Origin of the sequence: Streptococcus oralis, assembly GCF_023109005.1 — a bacterium.
Taxonomy (GTDB): domain Bacteria; phylum Bacillota; class Bacilli; order Lactobacillales; family Streptococcaceae; genus Streptococcus; species Streptococcus oralis_BU.
Genome location: NZ_JALDTU010000001.1, coordinates 475,352 through 493,286 on the forward strand (window position 1 = coordinate 475,352; position 17,935 = coordinate 493,286).

The following is a 17,935-nucleotide window of genomic DNA, read 5'->3' on the forward strand; positions in this document are numbered from 1 at the left end:
AATGACAACAATTGATTTTACAGCAGAAGTAGAAAAACGCAAAGAAGACCTCTTGGCTGACCTATTCAGTCTTTTGGAAATTAATTCAGAACGTGATGACAGCAAAGCAGATGCTCAGCATCCATTTGGACCTGGTCCAGTGAAAGCCTTGGAAAAATTCCTTGAAATCGCAGACCGTGATGGTTACCCAACAAAAAATGTTGACAACTACGCAGGACATTTTGAGTTTGGACAAGGAGAAGAAGTCCTCGGAATCTTTGCCCACATGGACGTGGTGCCAGCTGGTAGTGGTTGGGACACAGATCCTTACACCCCAACTATCAAAGATGGTCGCCTCTACGCGCGTGGTGCTTCTGATGATAAGGGACCTACAACAGCTTGTTACTATGGCTTGAAAATCATCAAAGAGTTGGGTCTTCCAACTTCTAAGAAAGTTCGCTTCATCGTCGGAACAGACGAAGAATCAGGCTGGGCAGACATGGACTACTACTTTGAGCACGTAGGACTTGCGAAACCAGACTTTGGTTTCTCACCAGATGCTGAATTCCCTATCATTAATGGTGAAAAAGGAAATATCACAGAATACCTCCACTTTGCAGGTGAAAATACAGGTGCTGCCCATCTTCACAGTTTCACAGGTGGTTTGCGTGAAAACATGGTACCTGAATCAGCGACAGCAGTTGTTTCAGGTGACTTGGCTGACTTGCAAGCTAAACTAGATGTCTTTGTTGCGGAGCACAAACTCAGAGGAGAAATCAAAGAAGAAAACGGTCAGTACAAGGTGACTGTGATTGGTAAATCAGCTCATGGTGCTATGCCTGCTTCAGGTGTCAATGGAGCCACTTACCTAGCACTCTTCCTCAGCCAATTTGACTTTGCTGGACCAGCAAAAGACTACCTCGACATCGCTGGTAAGATTCTCTTGAATGACCATGAGGGTGAAAATCTCAAGGTGGCTCATGTTGATGAAAAGATGGGTGCCCTTTCTATGAATGCGGGTGTCTTCCGCTTTGACGAAACAAGTGCTGACAATACCATTGCCCTCAACTTCCGTTATCCAAAAGGAACAAGTCCAGAGCAAATCAAATCAGTTCTTGAAAACTTGCCAGTTGCTTCTGTTAGTCTTTCTGAACACGGTCACACCCCTCACTATGTGCCAATGGAAGATCCACTCGTTCAAACCTTGTTGAATGTCTATGAAAAACAAACTGGTCTTAAAGGTCACGAGCAAGTCATTGGTGGTGGAACCTTTGGCCGTTTGCTAGAACGTGGTGTTGCCTACGGTGCTATGTTCCCAGATTCTATTGATACCATGCACCAAGCCAATGAATTTATCGCCTTGGACGATCTCTTCCGAGCAGCAGCAATCTATGCAGAAGCTATCTATGAATTAATCAATAAAACGATAGAAGTCTGAGATTTTATGCTTAGACTTCTTTTTGGAGGGAAAACAGATGTCTCAAATCGAAAGAATCAAGCAAGCCATTATGGCGGATCCACAGAATACCAGCTATACAGAACGCGGAATCGAACCTCTCTTTGCAGCGCCAACAACTGCTTGTATCAATATTGTCGGTCAAGCTCCGGGCTTTAAAACGCAAGAAGCTGGAATTTATTGGAAGGATAAGAGTGGTGATCGTCTGCGTGAGTGGCTAGGTGTTGATGAAGATACCTTTTACAATTCGGGTTTGTTTGCAGTTATTCCCATGGACTTTTATTTCCCAGGACATGGAAAATCAGGCGACCTTCCACCCCGTAAAGGCTTTGCCGAAAAATGGCACCCACAACTCCTAAAGGAATGTCCAAATATTGAATTGACCCTTTTGATTGGGCAATATGCCCAAGCCTATTATCTTCATGAGAAAGTTAGTGGCAAGGTGACAGAAAGGGTAAAGCATTACCAGAACTACTTGCCTGAGTATTTCCCCTTAGTTCACCCTTCTCCTCGTAATCAAATCTGGATGGCTAAGAATCCTTGGTTTGAGTCTGAAGTGGTGCCAGAGTTGAAAAAAAGAATTAAAACGATTTTATAGTCAATGAAAATCAAAGAGCAAACTAGGAAGCTAGCCGCAGGCTGTACTTGAGTACGGTAAGGCGACGCTGACGTGGTTTGAATTTGATTTTCGAAGAGTATTAGGAGAAAAAGAATGAAAGAAATAGCCTTAGATGAATTTTATCAGCTTTACCAAAATGGTCAGCTTTCTCTAGTGGACGTGAGAGAAATAGAAGAGTTCAAGATGCTTCATTTAGAAGGCACCCACAACTTACCGCTTAGTCAACTGGCTGATACTTATGAGCAGTTGGACAATGAGCAGTTGCATTATGTCATTTGTAAATCAGGGATGAGATCAGCGCGTGCTTGCCAGTTCTTAGAGGAGCATGGATGCAAGGTTATCAATGTCCAAGGTGGCATGATGGCCTTTGAAAATCTTTAAAATTTTACATTTTTCTTACTTGGTGTGGACTAGGTAGGAGAAATTTGTTTTTAGATAATTCTTATTTTTAAAAATATTGAAAACATTCAATGATTAATTTTGGATGCTTTTTTCAAAGTCCTAATCATGGTATACTAGGTCAGTATTTTAGAAATATGAAGGAGATTATTATGGCTAAAAAAGGTGCCCTAACAGGCTTGCTCCTGTTTGGAATATTTTTTGGTGCGGGGAACTTGATTTTTCCGCCTTCTCTAGGTGCCCTATCTGGAGAACAGTTTCTTCCTGCCATCGCAGGTTTTGTATTTTCGGGTGTCGGGATTGCTGTCCTAACGCTCATCATCGGAACGCTAAACCCTAAAGGTTACATTCACGAGATTTCTAAGAAAATCTCACCTTGGTTTGCGACGCTTTATCTTGCAGTCCTCTATCTATCGATTGGACCCTTCTTTGCTATTCCGCGTACAGCAACAACAGCTTATGAGGTCGGCATCAACCCCCTCTTATCTGAAGCAAATAAAGGGCTTGGATTGATTATCTTTACCGTGCTATATTTTGCAGCAGCCTATCTGATCTCACTCAATCCTTCAAAGATTTTGGATCGAATCGGACGTATTTTAACACCAGTCTTTGCTTTGCTTATCGTTATCCTAGTTGTACTTGGTGCATTTAAATATGGCGGAACAAGCCCTCAAGCGGCTTCAGATGCTTATCAAGCTTCTGCCTTTGGTACAGGTTTCCTAGAAGGTTATAACACCTTGGATGCCCTTGCCTCAGTCGCTTTTAGTGTGATTGCTGTTCAAACCTTGAAACAACTTGGATTCTCCAGTAAGAAAGAATACATCTCAACTATTTGGGTGGTTGGTATCGTTGTAGCCCTTGCCTTTAGCGCTCTTTACATTGGTTTAGGTTTCCTTGGAAATCATTTCCCAGTACCAGCAGAAGCGATGAAGGGTGGAACACCAGGTGTTTATATCTTGTCGCAAGCAACTCAGGAAATCTTTGGTTCGACAGCTCAACTCTTCCTTGCTGTTATGGTAACTGTAACCTGCTTTACAACGACAGTTGGCTTGATCGTATCTACAGCTGAGTTCTTTAATGGTCGTTTCCCACAAATCAGCTATAAGGTCTATGCAACTGTCTTTACCTTGATTGGATTTGCTATTGCAAACCTCGGTCTGGATGCAATCATCAAGTACTCAGTTCCAGTATTAGTAATCTTGTACCCAATCACCATCGCCATTGTGATGATCGTGATTGTTAATAAGTTTGTACCCCTATCAAAACCCGGCATGCAGTTAACCATTGGGCTTGTTACAGCTATTGCTCTTGCAAGCGTCCTTGGAAGTTCCTTTAAGATTGAGTTTCTAGGAAAGCTGGTTAATGCCCTTCCGTTTGCTTCAGCATCTCTTCCATGGCTAGTGCCAGCAATTATCGGAATCTTGCTTTCCTTGGTCCTTCCGAACAAGCAAGAAAGCGATGTTTTTGAGATGGAATAAAAAATAGAAATCACTTTTGTAAGTCAACTCTACAGGAGTGATTTTTCTTTTTTCCTCTCTACTGAAATGTGTTATAATAGGTAGCAAAAGAGGTGAAGAAATGAATCAGACTATAAACTATATCAAAGAACTAACCGCTATTACATCTCCGACGGGCTTTACTCGTGAGATTTCAGAATACCTAGTCCATACTTTAGAAGAGCTTGGTTACCAGCCGGTTCGTACAGCCAAGGGCGGTGTCAATGTGGCCATTAAAGGTCAAAATGATGAACAACATCGCTATGTGACTGCCCATGTGGATACACTCGGAGCTATTGTCCGTGCTGTCAAATCAGACGGCCGTCTCAAATTGGACCGTATCGGTGGCTTTCCTTGGAACATGATTGAAGGTGAAAACTGTACCGTTCATGTGGCTAGCACAGGTCAAAAAGTATCAGGAACCATCCTCATCCACCAAACTTCTTGTCATGTCTACAAGGATGCAGGAACTGCAGAACGCACGCAGGACAATATGGAAGTGCGTTTGGATGCAAAAGTAACCAGTGAAAAAGAAACTCGTGCTCTTGGTATTGAGGTCGGTGATTTTATCAGCTTTGATCCACGAACCGTCGTGACAGAGACAGGTTTTATCAAGTCTCGTCATTTGGACGATAAGGTCAGCGCAGCGATTTTGCTCAATCTCCTTCGCATTTATAAGGAAGCGAAGATTGAATTGCCAGTAACAACCCATTTTGCTTTTTCAGTCTTTGAAGAAGTGGGGCATGGGGCTAATTCTAATATTCCTGCTCAGGTAGTAGAATATCTGGCTGTGGATATGGGAGCTATGGGAGATGACCAGCAAACAGATGAGTACACTGTGTCTATCTGTGTCAAGGATGCTTCAGGGCCTTATCACTATGATTTCCGTCAACACTTGGTGGCCTTGGCTAAAGAGCAAGATATTCCATTTAAGCTGGATATCTATCCATTTTATGGTTCGGACGCTTCAGCAGCTATGTCAGCAGGAGCAGAGGTCAAGCATGCCCTCCTTGGAGCTGGTATTGAATCCAGTCACTCTTACGAACGAACACATATTGATTCGGTCGTGGCGACTGAGCGTATGGTCGATGCCTATCTCAAGAGTGCATTGGTAGACTAATATGTGCTTGATTTGTCAAAGAATTGAATGGATAAAGGTAGGGAAGAATCCCTACTTTGTAAAAGAACTAGAAACAGGCTATGTTGTTATTGGAGACCACCAATACTTTAAGGGCTATACCTTATTTCTGGCAAAAGAGCATGTCACAGAACTCTATCAGATGGAGACTTCTGTGAAACTTCGCTTTCTAGAGGAAATGAGTTTGGTCCAAGAAGCTGTTGCCAAAGCGTTTAAAGCTGAAAAGATGAACATCGAACTTCTAGGAAATGGAGATGCCCACGCTCACTGGCACCTCTTTCCAAGACGATCAGGTGATATGAATGGTCATGGTCTTAATGGTCGTGGTCCAGTCTGGTGGGTGCCCTGGGAAGAAATGGCGGCAGAAGATTGCCAAGTGCAATCCCGTGAGTTGGAACAAATGATTAAAGCCTTATCCGATGAATTAGAGAAGCATGTGATTTAAGAGAGGAAGAAAAAAATGAAAAAAAGATACATCGTTTTATCCGGTTTGCTAGCAGTAACCCTAGCAGCATGTTCTCAAGAAACACCTAAAAATGAAGAAAATACTCAAAAAACGGAACAAACTAGTCAACCTGAGGGTACTGTAGGGAGCAAATCTCAAGCTTCTAGTCAGAAGAAGGCAGAAGTTGTCAATAAGGGAGATCACTATAGTATACAAGGAAAATACGATGAAATCGTCGTGGCTAATAAGCACTATCCTTTGTCAAAAGACTACAATCCAGGAGAAAATCCAACAGCCAAGGCGGAGTTGCTGAAACTCATTGCAGCAATGCAAGCAGCTGGCTACCCAATCAGCGATCATTACAGTGGTTTTAGAAGTTATGAAACTCAAACCAAACTTTATCAAGACTATGTGAATCAAGATGGTAAGGAAGAGGCAGATCGCTACTCAGCCCGCCCTGGATACAGTGAACACCAAACAGGTCTTGCTTTTGATTTGATTGGGACTAATGGAGAATTAGTGACAGAGGAGAAGGCGGCTCAGTGGCTCTTGGATCATGCAGCTGACTATGGCTTTGTTGTTCGCTATCTCAAAGGCAAGGAAAAAGAGACTGGCTACATGGCGGAAGAATGGCATCTTCGCTACGTTGGAAAAGAAGCCAAAGAAATTGCTGCAAGTGGCCTTAGTTTGGAAGAATACTATGGCTTTGAAGGCGGAGATTACGTCGATTAAAAAAGAAATTTTTCTCTTGCATTTTTAGATAAATAGTGTATAATAGATGGGTATGTGTAAAGCATACTTGTGGGAGGTAAAAATCTTTAATTACCGCCAAAACCACAAAGGAGGATTTAAAAATGGCTAAAAAAGTCGAAAAACTTGTAAAATTGCAAATCCCTGCTGGTAAAGCTACACCAGCTCCACCGGTTGGACCTGCTCTTGGTCAAGCTGGTATCAACATCATGGGATTCACAAAAGAGTTCAACGCTCGTACAGCTGACCAAGCTGGTATGATCATTCCAGTTGTTATCTCAGTATACGAAGACAAATCATTTACTTTCGTTACAAAAACACCACCAGCTGCTGTTCTTTTGAAAAAAGCTGCAGGTGTTGAAAAAGGATCAGGTACACCTAACAAAACTAAAGTTGCTACAGTTACTCGTGCACAAGTACAAGAAATTGCAGAAACTAAGATGCCAGATTTGAACGCGGCAAACATTGAGTCTGCAATGCGTATGATCGAAGGTACTGCTCGTTCTATGGGATTCACTGTTGTTGACTAATCAATAACACAGTAGAAAATCTCACAGCAGTCTATTAGTTGCTTTTCATACTGGGCCAGTGGCTGATGCTTGTACTTGAGTACAGCAAAGGAACTGAACGAAGTAAAAAAAGGAAAATAATAGACTGAAAACCCGCAAGACTTCATCATTTCGAGAAGTGACGTGGGAGATGAAAATCGATTGAACCACTTACAAGGAGAATAGAAAATGGCTAAAAAAAGCAAACAACTTCGTGCTGCTCTTGAGAAAATCGACAGCACAAAAGCATACAGTGTAGAAGAAGCTGTAGCACTTGCAAAAGAAACTAACTTTGCAAAATTTGACGCAACTGTAGAAGTTGCTTACAACTTGAACATTGACGTTAAAAAAGCTGACCAACAAATCCGTGGCGCAATGGTATTGCCAAACGGTACTGGTAAAACTTCACGCGTTCTTGTTTTCGCACGTGGTGCAAAAGCTGAAGAAGCAAAAGCTGCTGGTGCAGACTTTGTTGGTGAAGATGACCTTGTTGCGAAAATCAACGACGGTTGGTTGGACTTCGACGTAGTTATCGCTACACCTGATATGATGGCTCTTGTTGGACGTCTTGGACGTGTCCTTGGACCACGTAACTTGATGCCAAACCCTAAAACTGGTACTGTAACAATGGATGTTGCTAAAGCAGTTGAAGAGTCTAAAGGTGGTAAAATCACATACCGTGCTGACCGTGCAGGTAACGTTCAAGCAATCATCGGTAAAGTATCATTTGAAGCTGAAAAATTGGTTGAAAACTTCAAAGCTTTCAACGAAACAATCCAAAAATCAAAACCAGCTACAGCTAAAGGAACTTACGTAACAAACTTGACAATCACAACTACTCAAGGTGTTGGTATCAAAGTTGACGTAAACTCACTTTAATCAGTAGTTTATAAAAGAGAAGACGAGTACGAAAGTGCTCGTTTTTTTTTGATGAGCATTACCTTTTAGAAAATCAGTTCATTGATCAGCTTTGTAGCAATAGTGCGTTTCCTCTTCTTCTTTCACAGAAAATATGGTATAATAGAGAGTAAAAAACTTTGAAAGAAAGAAAAAGATGAATTTAAAAGATTATATCGCAACGATTGAAAATTATCCTAAGGAAGGCATTACCTTCCGTGATATCAGCCCTTTGATGGCAGATGGAAATGCTTATAGCTACGCTGTTCGTGAAATTGTTCAGTATGCAACGGACAAGAAGATCGACATGATCGTGGGTCCAGAGGCTCGTGGATTTATTGTCGGATGCCCAGTTGCTTTTGAATTGGGAATTGGCTTTGCACCTGTTCGTAAACCAGGAAAATTGCCACGTGAAGTGATTTCTGCTGACTATGAGAAAGAGTACGGTATTGATACCTTAACCATGCATGCTGATGCAATCAAGCCAGGCCAACGCGTTCTCATCGTAGATGATCTCTTGGCAACAGGTGGAACTGTCAAGGCAACAATTGAGATGATTGAAAGACTTGGTGGAATTGTAGCAGGCTGTGCTTTCTTGATTGAACTGGATGAGCTTAAAGGCCGTGAAAAAATCGGAGATTACGATTACAAGGTACTTATGCATTATTAATGAAAAACAGTCCTTGGGGCTGTTTTCTCTTCATCTGCTATATAAACAAACTATAGCTAGTTAGAGAAAAACTATAATTGAAAACTATATCTTCTTGCAGTATAATAAAAGGACTAAGTGTTTGAGATTTGACTTCAAACACATTCAATTATTTCTAAAAGAGTACAGTTAGGAGAAGGTTATGCCGATTAGAATTGATAAAAAATTACCAGCTGTTGAGATTTTAAGGACAGAAAATATCTTTGTGATGGACGACCAACGGGCCGCTCATCAGGATATTCGCCCCTTGAGGATTTTGATTTTAAATCTCATGCCCCAAAAGATGGTAACAGAAACGCAACTTTTGCGGCATTTGGCTAATACACCGTTGCAATTAGATATTGATTTCTTATATATGGAAACGCATCATTCCAAGACAACCCGTGCCGAACATATGGAAACTTTCTATAAGACCTTTCCAGAGGTCAAGGATGACTTCTTTGATGGAATGATTATCACGGGAGCACCAGTGGAGCATTTGCCTTTTGAGGAGGTGGATTACTGGGAAGAATTCAAGCAGGTTATCGAATGGTCCAAGACGCATGTTTTTTCAACCCTGCATATCTGTTGGGGTGCACAAGCAGGTCTTTATGTTCGCTATGGCGTTGAAAAGCACCAGATGGATCGGAAACTATCAGGTATTTACCCACAGGATACTTTAAAAGAGGGGCACCTTCTTTTTAGAGGTTTTGATGATCGCTATGTAGCTCCTCATTCTCGTCATACTGAGATTTTAAAAGAAGAGATCTTAAACAAGACCAATCTTGAGATTCTATCAGAAGGTCCTGAGGTTGGGGTTTCTATCTTAGCTAGTCGAGATTTGCGTGAGATTTATAGTTTTGGTCATTTGGAGTATGATCGTGACACTTTGGCAAGAGAGTATTTTCGTGATTATGAGGCGGGACTCGATCCTCATATCCCAGAGAACTACTTTAAAAATGATGATGTAAATGAGACGCCCTGTCTTTGTTGGTCTTCATCAGCTGCCCTCTTTTTCAGCAATTGGGTAAACTATGCAGTTTATCAAGAAACCCCTTTTGACTGGAGAAAGGTAGAGGATGATGCGGCTGCATTTGGATATTTATAAGAGGAATTATGACATATTTTGACGCTTTTAAATCAGGGAACTTGGTTTTACCAAGTGCCCTGCTCTTGCATTTTAAGGAACTCTTTCCTTCCAGCGAAGATTTTCTCGTCTGGCAATTTTTCTATTTACAAAATACCACAGCCTTAGGAGATGTTTCGCCTAGCCAAATAGCTGAAATCATTGGGAAAGAAGTGGCAGATGTCAACCAATCCATTTCGAATTTGACTGAAAATGGTTTGCTACAATATCGGACCATTGAACTAAATGGGGAAATTGAGCTGATTTTTGATGCTAGTCTGGCTTTTGAACGCTTGGATAGCTTGCTAGATACCCAAGCTCCAGCTACAACTGCCCCAAACTCCAAAAATCAATTGAAGGATCTGGTTGAAACCTTTCAGCAGGAATTGGGGCGCTTGTTAACACCATTTGAAATCGAAGATCTTTCCAAGACTGTCAAAGAAGATGGAATCAAGGCGGATTTGATCAAGGAAGCTCTCCGAGAGGCGGTTTTTAATGGCAAACCAAACTGGAAGTACATTCAGGCAATCCTTCGTAACTGGCGCCATGAAGGTATCCAGTCTGTGGCTCAGGTGGAGGCCAAACGAGCAGAGCGAGAAGCGAACAATCCCAAACAAGTTCAGGCTTCAGCTGATTTCCTCGATGCTATGAATTTGTGGCAAGATTAGTTGCTTGAAAAATCTTGAAAATTAGAGTAAGGTTTGCAAGCTCCTTATAAATATGATAGAATAATAGTGAATAAAATGAAAAAAGAGGTATGTGAAATGTCACGTAAACCATTTATCGCTGGTAACTGGAAAATGAACAAAAATCCAGAAGAAGCAAAAGCATTCGTTGAAGCCGTTGCATCAAAACTTCCTTCATCAGACCTTGTTGAAGCAGGTATCGCAGCTCCTGCAGTTGATTTGACAGCTGTTCTTGCTGCTGCTAAAGGTTCAAACCTTAAAGTTGCTGCTCAAAACTGCTACTTTGAAAATGCAGGTGCGTTCACTGGTGAAACTAGCCCACAAGTTTTGAAAGAAATCGGTACAGACTACGTTGTGATCGGTCACTCAGAACGTCGTGACTACTTCCATGAAACTGACGAAGATATCAACAAAAAAGCAAAAGCAATCTTTGCAAACGGTATGCTTCCAATCATCTGTTGTGGTGAGTCACTTGAAACTTACGAAGCTGGTAAAGCGGCTGAATTCGTAGGTGCTCAAGTATCTGCTGCATTGGCTGGCTTGACAGCTGAACAAGTTGCTTCAACAGTTATCGCTTACGAGCCAATCTGGGCTATCGGTACTGGTAAATCAGCTTCACAAGACGATGCACAAAAAATGTGTAAAGTTGTTCGTGACGTTGTAGCTGCCGACTTCGGTCAAGAAGTTGCGGACAAAGTTCGTGTTCAATACGGTGGTTCTGTTAAACCTGAAAACGTTGCTTCATACATGGCTTGCCCAGACGTTGACGGTGCCCTTGTTGGTGGTGCGTCACTTGAAGCTGAAAGCTTCTTGGCATTGCTTGATTTTGTAAAATAATCTAGCTCATTCTAGACAGACAGTTAAAAGTACTAAGTGACTTTGACTGCCTGTCTTATTTTTACTTGGAGCATTCTTGTGAAAGAGGGATTTTTCTAGACTAGGAAAGTTCCTTAGGGAAAGAAAGGCGTGCAGATGCGCGCTCTTTTCTATATCAAAAGGTTATGAAAGGGGGGAGTTATGCTCTATATTTGGTCTTATTTGAAAAAATATCCCAAGTGGTTATTCTTGGATTTCTTTGGAGCGGTTTTCTTTGTTATTGTCAATCTTGGGCTGCCAACTGTTCTGGCTCGGATGATTGATGAAGGTGTGAATAAAGGGAATGAACAGCAATTGTATGTTTGGGCTGCAATTATGCTGGTGATTATCCTATGTGGAACCTTGGGGCGTATAGTCTTAGCCTACGCTGCTAGTAAGCTGACGACCAATATGGTCAAGGATATGAGGGATGATCTCTATGCCAAATTACAAGAGTATTCTCATCACGAATATGAAAAGATTGGAGTGTCTTCACTGGTTACTCGCATTACCAGTGATGCCTTTGTTCTCATGCAGTTTGCAGAACAGACCTTAAAACTGGGTGTCATCACCCCCATGATGATGCTGTCTAGTATCTTAATGATCTTCCTGACCAGTCCGTCATTAGCCTGGATAGTGGCCTTTGCAGTACCTTTCTTAGCCGTGGTGGTCATTTATGTAGCGGTCAAGACTCGACCATTATCAGAGAAACAGCAGGCTACCTTAGATAAGATAAACCAATATGCCAGGGAAAATCTGATGGGACTCCGTGTCATTCGTGCCTTTGCCCGTGAGGAGTTTCAAGAGGAACGTTTTGCAGGACAAAATGCAGTCTATGCAGCTAATTCCAATCGTCTGTTTAAACTAACTGGCTTGACAGAACCCTTGTTTGTTCAAATTATCATTGCCATGATTGTAGCCATTGTCTGGTTTGCTCTGGACCCTATCAAACAAGGAAGCTTGCAAATTGGGGACCTAGTAGCCTTTATCGAATATAGTTTCCACGCCCTCTTGTCCTTCCTTTTCCTATCCAATCTCTTCACCATGTATCCTCGTACAGCCGTTTCGAGTGAACGTTTGAAAGAAGTCATGGATATGCCGATTTCTATTGATCCCAATGAAGGAGGAGTCAGAGAGACAGCAACCCACGGATATTTGGAATTTGAAAATGTCACCTTTGCCTATCCTGGCGAGACGGAAAATCCTGTTTTGCATAACATTTCTTTCAGCGCTAAACCAGGTGAAACCATTGCCTTTATCGGATCAACCGGGTCGGGCAAGTCCTCTCTTGTACAATTGATTCCTCGTTTTTACGATGTCACGCTTGGGAAAATCAAGGTTGATGGTGTCGATGTGAGGGATTATCGCCTCAAGTCTCTTCGTCAAAAGATTGGTTTTATCCCGCAGAAGGCCTTGCTCTTTACAGGAACTATCGCTGAAAATATCCGCTATGGGAAGGAAGATGCTAGTCACAAAGACCTACATCAGGCAGCGGATGTGGCGCAAGCCAAAGATTTTATCGAAAGCCGAGACGAAGGATTTGAGACCCATCTAGCTGAAGGCGGAAGCAATCTTTCTGGTGGACAGAAACAGCGTCTTTCAATTGCCAGAGCTGTTATAAAGAATCCTTATATCTATATTTTTGACGATTCCTTTTCAGCCTTGGATTATCGCACAGATGCCATTCTACGCCGTCGTCTCAAGGAAGTCACTCAAAATGCTACAGTCTTAATCGTTGCCCAACGTGTTGGGACCATTATGGATGCGGACCAAATTATCGTTCTTGATAAGGGAGAAATCGTGGGTCGCGGTCGACATGAGGAATTGATGGAGACCAATGATATCTATCGTGAAATTGCTGAGTCGCAGTTGAAAAATGCATCTCTAACAGAAGAATAGGAGGAAATATGAAAACACAATCTAGTTTGGCTCGTTTGTGGAGCTATTTAAAGGCCTACCGTTTTTCTGTCTTCTTTGCAGTCTTTCTAAAAGTTTTGAGTGTAGTCATGAGTGTCTTAGAACCTTTTGTCTTGGGGCTAGCCATTACGGAGTTGACAAAAAATCTCTTAGATATGGCTAATGGACTGGCAGGTGCTGGTATCAATACTGGTTACATCGGAACTGTTTTAATCATTTACCTCTTTAGAGGTCTCTTGTATGAACTTGGTTCTTATTATTCCAACTATTTCATGACTAATGCGGTCCAGTCCATGACCCAGGATCTGCGAAATGAAATGACTGAAAAGATTAATCGTATCCCTGTGTCTTTCTTTGATAAACACCAGTTTGGTGATTTATTGGGACGCTTTACCAGTGATGTTGAGACGGTGTCTAATGCCCTTCAACAGTCTTTCCTACAAATTGTCAATGCTGTTCTGACGATTGTTCTCGTCATGGGAATGGTTTTATACTTGAACTTTCAACTGGCTATAGTAGTGATTCTATCCATCCCAGTGACCTATTTTGGTGCCAGAAGCATCCTGAAACGTTCTCAGCCTTATTTTAAAGAGCAGGCGGCTATTTTAGGACGGATGAATGGCTATGTGCAGGAAAATCTTACAGGTTTTAATGTCTTGAAACTCTACGGTCGTGAGGAAACTTCTCATAAAGAATTTTCTAAGATTACAGATGATCTCCAACGTGTTGGTTTTAAAGCCAGCTTTATCTCTGGGCTCATGATGCCAGCTCTTCATGCTGTATCGGACTTGACCTATCTGATCGTTGCAGTTCTCGGTGGTTTACAGGTTATCGCGGGCCGTTTGACAGTGGGGAATATGCAGGCCTTTGTTCAGTATGTTTGGCAGGTCAGCCAGCCTATCCAAAACATCACACAACTTGCGGGTCAAATGCAAAGTGCTAAGTCTTCGCTAGACCGCATCTTCGACATCTTGGATGAGACAGAGGAAGTCAAGGGAGAAGAACTCGAAATCCTTGAACCCTTAACAGGTCAGGTGACCTTCCAACATGTTGACTTCCAGTATGTTGAAAACAAACCATTGATTCGAGACTTTAATCTGGAAGTTCAACCGGGAGAGATGGTGGCGATTGTTGGTCCTACTGGAGCTGGTAAGACGACCTTAATCAATCTGCTTATGCGCTTTTACGATGTCACAGCAGGCGCAATCTTGGTTGACGGGCAGGATATTCGCCAGTTGTCACGTCAAGACTACCGCCGTCAGTTTGGGATGGTCTTGCAGGATGCTTGGCTTTATGAAGGTACGATCAAAGAAAACCTACGTTTTGGAAATCTTGACGCCAGTGACGAGGAAATAATAGAAGCTGCCAAAGCAGCAAATGTAGACCACTTTATCCGAACTCTTCCTGGCGGTTACAACATGGAGATGAACCAAGAGTCAAGTAATATTTCCCTCGGACAAAAACAACTTTTGACCATCGCGCGTGCTCTCCTAGCCAATCCTAAAATTCTTATTTTGGATGAAGCGACTTCCTCTGTTGACACCCGTTTGGAACTTTTGATTCAAAAAGCCATGAAACGGTTGATGAAGGGAAGAACAAGCTTTGTCATCGCCCACCGTCTCTCTACTATTCAAGAAGCGGATAAGATTCTCGTTCTTAAGGATGGGCAGATTATTGAGCAGGGAAATCATGAAAGCTTGCTCCAAGCAAGAGGCTTTTATTATGATTTGTACCAAAGTCAATTTTCGGGTAAATCTGATCAAGTCAGCTAATAAAATAAAGCTAAATTTTTCTTAAATTATCAGTCAATTACAACTTTTTTAATATGGGTTAATTTTCTTGCTTTTGTCTACTTGGAGTGGTATACTGAGGTAGTAATCAATAATATGGTTACAAAAATAATTTTACGAGGTGAAAAAAATGGTTGAATTGAAAAAAGATGCATTAAAAGACGTAACAACATTATCTAAATCAGCGCCTGAAGCGCTAGCAAAAACAAAGGAAGTGCTTAACCAAGCAGTAGCAGACTTGTATGTGGCTCACATTGCCCTTCACCAAGTTCACTGGTACATGCGTGGTCGTGGTTTCCAAGTATGGCATCCTAAGATGGATGAATACATGGATAGCCTAGATGGTTACCTTGATGAAGTCAGCGAACGTTTGATCACCCTTGGAGGCAAACCTTACTCAACTTTGACAGAATTCCTTCAACACAGTGAAATCGAAGAAGAAGAAGGAGAATTCCGTAACGTTGAAGAAAGCTTGGAACGTGTTCTAGCGATTTATCGCTACCTCATCGCTCTTTTCCAAAAAGCTTTGGATGTGACTGATGAAGAAGGTGATGATGTTACAAACGATATCTTTGTTGGTGCTAAGGCTGAACTTGAGAAAACAGTTTGGATGCTTGCAGCAGAACTTGGACAAGCTCCTGGTTTGTAAAATATAGTTGCTATCCCTTTTATCATGAGGTGCTTGATAAGTGCCCATGACCAATCATCTTTTAAAAGTCATGTAACTGTAAAAAGTTGCATGACTTTTTTATCTGCTAGACTTAGGATACATTGTCAAAAGTAGGATTTTACGGTATAATAGTTGCTGTTCGAGAAATTTTGATTTTCAAAGAATAGTGAAATGTTATAAGGAGAACCCATGAACAATTTACCAAATTGCCCAAAATGTAATTCAGAATATGTCTACGAAGATGGAAATCTCTTGGTCTGCCCAGAGTGTGCCTATGAATGGAATCCTGCTGAAGTTGCAGAAGTAGAAGAAGGTGTTGTCGCTATCGATGCTAACGGAAATAAATTGGCTGACGGTGATACTGTAACTCTTATCAAGGATTTGAAAGTAAAAGGTGCGCCAAAGGATTTAAAACAAGGAACTCGCGTTAAAAATATCCGTATCGTAGAAGGTGACCACAACATCGACTGTAAGATTGATGGTTTTGGAGCTATGAAACTCAAGTCAGAATTTGTTAAGAAAATCTAGCCATGAAACTGAATTATAAATTTATCTTTTACAGTCGTGTACTTTTGTTCTTAGCGGCATTTACAGGAGTTTATTTGGAGATTACCAAGCACGGTGGCTTTGGTATGCTCCTTTACTACACAGTGTTGTCCAATCTTTTGGTAACGATTTTCACGGGCTACCTGCTCCGTGTGATGAGCCGTTCAGGTGAAAATTGGCAAAGTCCGACCTTGCTTCGTCTTAAGGGTGGTGTTACCATGAGTATCATGATTACCTGTGTGATTTACCATTTTATGCTTGCTCCGATCGCGACAGACTTTTACCGTGTGGAAAATTTCCTTTGTCACTATATCGTTCCACTCTGGTTTTTAGCCGATACTCTCTTCTTCGATAAACGGGGTCAATACAAGATCTGGGATCCAGTCTTGTGGACCATCTTGCCCTTGGTTTATATGATTTTTGCCTTGTTTAACGGCCTGGTCTTGAAGCTCAATATTCCAAATTCCAAGGACAATCCCTTCCCATATTTCTTTTTGAATGTGAACAAGGGTTGGGACGTGGTCATCAAATGGTGTTTGATCATTTTTGCGGCTTATATGGTTGCAGGCTTCATCTTCTATCTGATCAAGCAAATCAAGCGAAAATAGTCTTCCTATTAGGAAAGTTAGGACGGAGTCTCTAGTTCAATCGGGCTCCTTCTTTTCTTGCCATCTTCCTTTTAAAAGGATAAACAGTGAGAAATATACAGAAAGAAAATTCATGAAACAATATTTAGAACGGGCTAGTATTTTGGCCCTCTCCCTCGTTTTGATTACCTCCTTTTCCATCTCAAGTGCTCTGCCAGCCATGTTTGACTACTATCAAGGCTACCCCAAAGAACAAATCGAGCTCCTGATCAGTCTCCCTTCTTTTGGAATCATGATTATGCTGGTTTTAAATGGGTTTTTGGAGCGTTTGCTTCCTGAGCGTCTTCAGATTAGTCTGGGACTTCTCATCCTCTCTATCGGTGGAACAGCTCCCTTCTGGTATCAGGATTATAATTTTGTCTTTGCTATGCGGATTTTATTTGGCTTGGGTGTTGGGATGATCAATGCCAAGGCTATTTCCATCATCAGCGAACGCTATCATGGAAAGACACGGATCCAGATGCTGGGTCTCCGCGGATCAGCGGAAGTTGTCGGGGCGTCGATTTTGACTCTAGTGGTAGGTCAACTCTTATCCTTGGGATGGACAGTGACCTTCTTGGCCTACAGTGCGGGATTTTTAGTATTGATCCTTTATCTGCTCTTTGTCCCTTATGGAAAAGAAAAGAAAGAAACAAAGAAAAAAGAGGCTGAAACAACTCGTTTGACAGGACAGATGAAAGGCTTAATTTTTCTATTGGCTGTCGAAGCAGCAGTTGTTGTCTGTACCAACACAGCTATCACCATTCGTATTCCTAGTCTGATGGTGGAAAGAGGTCTAGGGGATGCCCAGTTATCGAGTTTGGTTTTAAGTATCATGCAGTTGATTGGTATCTTGGCAGGTGTGAGTTTTTCTTTCTTTATCTCTCTGTTTAAAGAAAGGTTGCTCCTTTGGTCAGGTATCACCTTTGGATTGGGGCAGATTGTGATTGCCTTGTCTCCGTTATTGGGTGTGATGGTAGTTGGAAGTGTTGTGGCAGGTTTTTCTTACAGTGTGGCCTTGACCACTGTCTTTCAGCTTCTTTCTGAAAGAATCCCAGCCAAGCTCCTTAATCAGGCAACATCTTTTGCAGTGCTAGGATGCAGCTTTGGAGCCTTTACAACACCTTTCATTCTTGGGGCGATTGGCTTTGTTACTCAAAACGGTATGTTGGTCTTTACCATTCTAGGATGCTGGTTGATTGTCACTTCTATTTTTGTTATGTACGCACTTCAAAAAAGAGCTTAGGATTGGTTTCCTAAGTTTTTCTTTTTGGGAATTTTGTACCCAGACAATTATCGGTTTT

19 protein-coding genes are annotated in these 17,935 nt (G+C 41.8%); all 19 read left to right on the forward strand.

What is annotated here, in order from left to right; all coding sequences use genetic code 11:
* Position 1: 1 nt before the first annotated feature.
* The 19 genes from pepV (at position 2) to M1F56_RS02330 (ending at position 17,877) form a co-directional block, all read left to right on the forward strand.
* The gene (gene pepV / locus M1F56_RS02240) at positions 2 to 1,417 is read left to right on the forward strand and encodes a dipeptidase PepV (protein WP_247916720.1); all 1,416 of its coding nucleotides are present in this window, start codon (positions 2 to 4) and stop codon (positions 1,415 to 1,417) included.
* Positions 1,418 to 1,454: 37 nt separating this feature from the next.
* Positions 1,455 to 2,033, forward strand: coding sequence for a uracil-DNA glycosylase family protein (locus M1F56_RS02245; protein WP_247916721.1), 579 nt, complete (start codon positions 1,455 to 1,457; stop codon positions 2,031 to 2,033).
* Positions 2,034 to 2,147: 114 nt separating this feature from the next.
* Positions 2,148 to 2,435, forward strand: coding sequence for a rhodanese-like domain-containing protein (locus M1F56_RS02250; RefSeq protein WP_247916722.1), 288 nt, complete (start codon positions 2,148 to 2,150; stop codon positions 2,433 to 2,435).
* Between the two features lie 170 nt (positions 2,436 to 2,605).
* Positions 2,606 to 3,931, forward strand: a complete 1,326-nt coding sequence (gene brnQ, locus M1F56_RS02255; RefSeq protein WP_247916723.1) for a branched-chain amino acid transport system II carrier protein — start codon at positions 2,606 to 2,608, stop codon at positions 3,929 to 3,931.
* A 100-nt stretch (positions 3,932 to 4,031) separates the two neighbouring features.
* Positions 4,032 to 5,069, forward strand: a complete 1,038-nt coding sequence (locus M1F56_RS02260) for a M42 family metallopeptidase (protein ID WP_247916724.1) — start codon at positions 4,032 to 4,034, stop codon at positions 5,067 to 5,069.
* Position 5,070: 1 nt separating this feature from the next.
* Entirely contained in the window at positions 5,071 to 5,532 is a 462-nt protein-coding gene (locus M1F56_RS02265; RefSeq protein ID WP_247916725.1) for an HIT family protein, read from the forward strand.
* 15 nt (positions 5,533 to 5,547) lie between these two features.
* Positions 5,548 to 6,264, forward strand: coding sequence for an LD-carboxypeptidase LdcB/DacB (gene ldcB, locus M1F56_RS02270; protein ID WP_000747747.1), 717 nt, complete (start codon positions 5,548 to 5,550; stop codon positions 6,262 to 6,264).
* 122 nt (positions 6,265 to 6,386) lie between these two features.
* Complete coding sequence (rplK, locus tag M1F56_RS02275; protein WP_001085808.1) at positions 6,387 to 6,812, forward strand: 50S ribosomal protein L11; 426 nt, start codon at positions 6,387 to 6,389, stop codon at positions 6,810 to 6,812.
* A 207-nt stretch (positions 6,813 to 7,019) separates the two neighbouring features.
* Positions 7,020 to 7,709 carry a 50S ribosomal protein L1 gene (gene rplA, locus M1F56_RS02280; RefSeq protein WP_001085676.1) on the forward strand — a complete coding sequence of 230 codons (690 nt, stop codon included), beginning with the start codon at positions 7,020 to 7,022 and terminating at the stop codon, positions 7,707 to 7,709.
* A 175-nt stretch (positions 7,710 to 7,884) separates the two neighbouring features.
* Positions 7,885 to 8,397 (forward strand): adenine phosphoribosyltransferase, encoded by a 513-nt coding sequence (locus M1F56_RS02285; RefSeq protein WP_001049315.1) that lies wholly within the window; start codon positions 7,885 to 7,887, stop codon positions 8,395 to 8,397.
* A gap of 181 nt (positions 8,398 to 8,578) precedes the next feature.
* Positions 8,579 to 9,523, forward strand: a complete 945-nt coding sequence (gene metA / locus M1F56_RS02290) for a homoserine O-acetyltransferase MetA (protein ID WP_061597898.1) — start codon at positions 8,579 to 8,581, stop codon at positions 9,521 to 9,523.
* Positions 9,524 to 9,531: 8 nt separating this feature from the next.
* Positions 9,532 to 10,209: a DnaD domain-containing protein gene (locus M1F56_RS02295; protein WP_084910785.1), complete on the forward strand. Its 678-nt coding sequence runs from the start codon at positions 9,532 to 9,534 to the stop codon at positions 10,207 to 10,209.
* Between the two features lie 96 nt (positions 10,210 to 10,305).
* Positions 10,306 to 11,064 (forward strand): triose-phosphate isomerase, encoded by a 759-nt coding sequence (tpiA, locus tag M1F56_RS02300; protein ID WP_000087900.1) that lies wholly within the window; start codon positions 10,306 to 10,308, stop codon positions 11,062 to 11,064.
* A gap of 180 nt (positions 11,065 to 11,244) precedes the next feature.
* Entirely contained in the window at positions 11,245 to 12,981 is a 1,737-nt protein-coding gene (locus tag M1F56_RS02305; RefSeq protein WP_247916726.1) for an ABC transporter ATP-binding protein, read from the forward strand.
* Positions 12,982 to 12,989: 8 nt separating this feature from the next.
* The gene (locus tag M1F56_RS02310) at positions 12,990 to 14,771 is read left to right on the forward strand and encodes an ABC transporter ATP-binding protein (RefSeq protein WP_247916727.1); all 1,782 of its coding nucleotides are present in this window, start codon (positions 12,990 to 12,992) and stop codon (positions 14,769 to 14,771) included.
* 148 nt (positions 14,772 to 14,919) lie between these two features.
* On the forward strand, positions 14,920 to 15,438 hold the full coding sequence (locus tag M1F56_RS02315; protein WP_061597893.1) for a Dps family protein: 519 nt from the start codon (positions 14,920 to 14,922) through the stop codon (positions 15,436 to 15,438).
* Positions 15,439 to 15,648: 210 nt separating this feature from the next.
* The gene (locus M1F56_RS02320; protein WP_001061598.1) at positions 15,649 to 15,987 is read left to right on the forward strand and encodes a zinc ribbon domain-containing protein YjdM; all 339 of its coding nucleotides are present in this window, start codon (positions 15,649 to 15,651) and stop codon (positions 15,985 to 15,987) included.
* 2 nt (positions 15,988 to 15,989) lie between these two features.
* Positions 15,990 to 16,613, forward strand: coding sequence for a Pr6Pr family membrane protein (locus M1F56_RS02325; RefSeq protein ID WP_000775204.1), 624 nt, complete (start codon positions 15,990 to 15,992; stop codon positions 16,611 to 16,613).
* Between the two features lie 112 nt (positions 16,614 to 16,725).
* Entirely contained in the window at positions 16,726 to 17,877 is a 1,152-nt protein-coding gene (locus tag M1F56_RS02330) for an MFS transporter (RefSeq protein WP_061597892.1), read from the forward strand.
* Positions 17,878 to 17,935 lie beyond the last annotated feature (58 nt).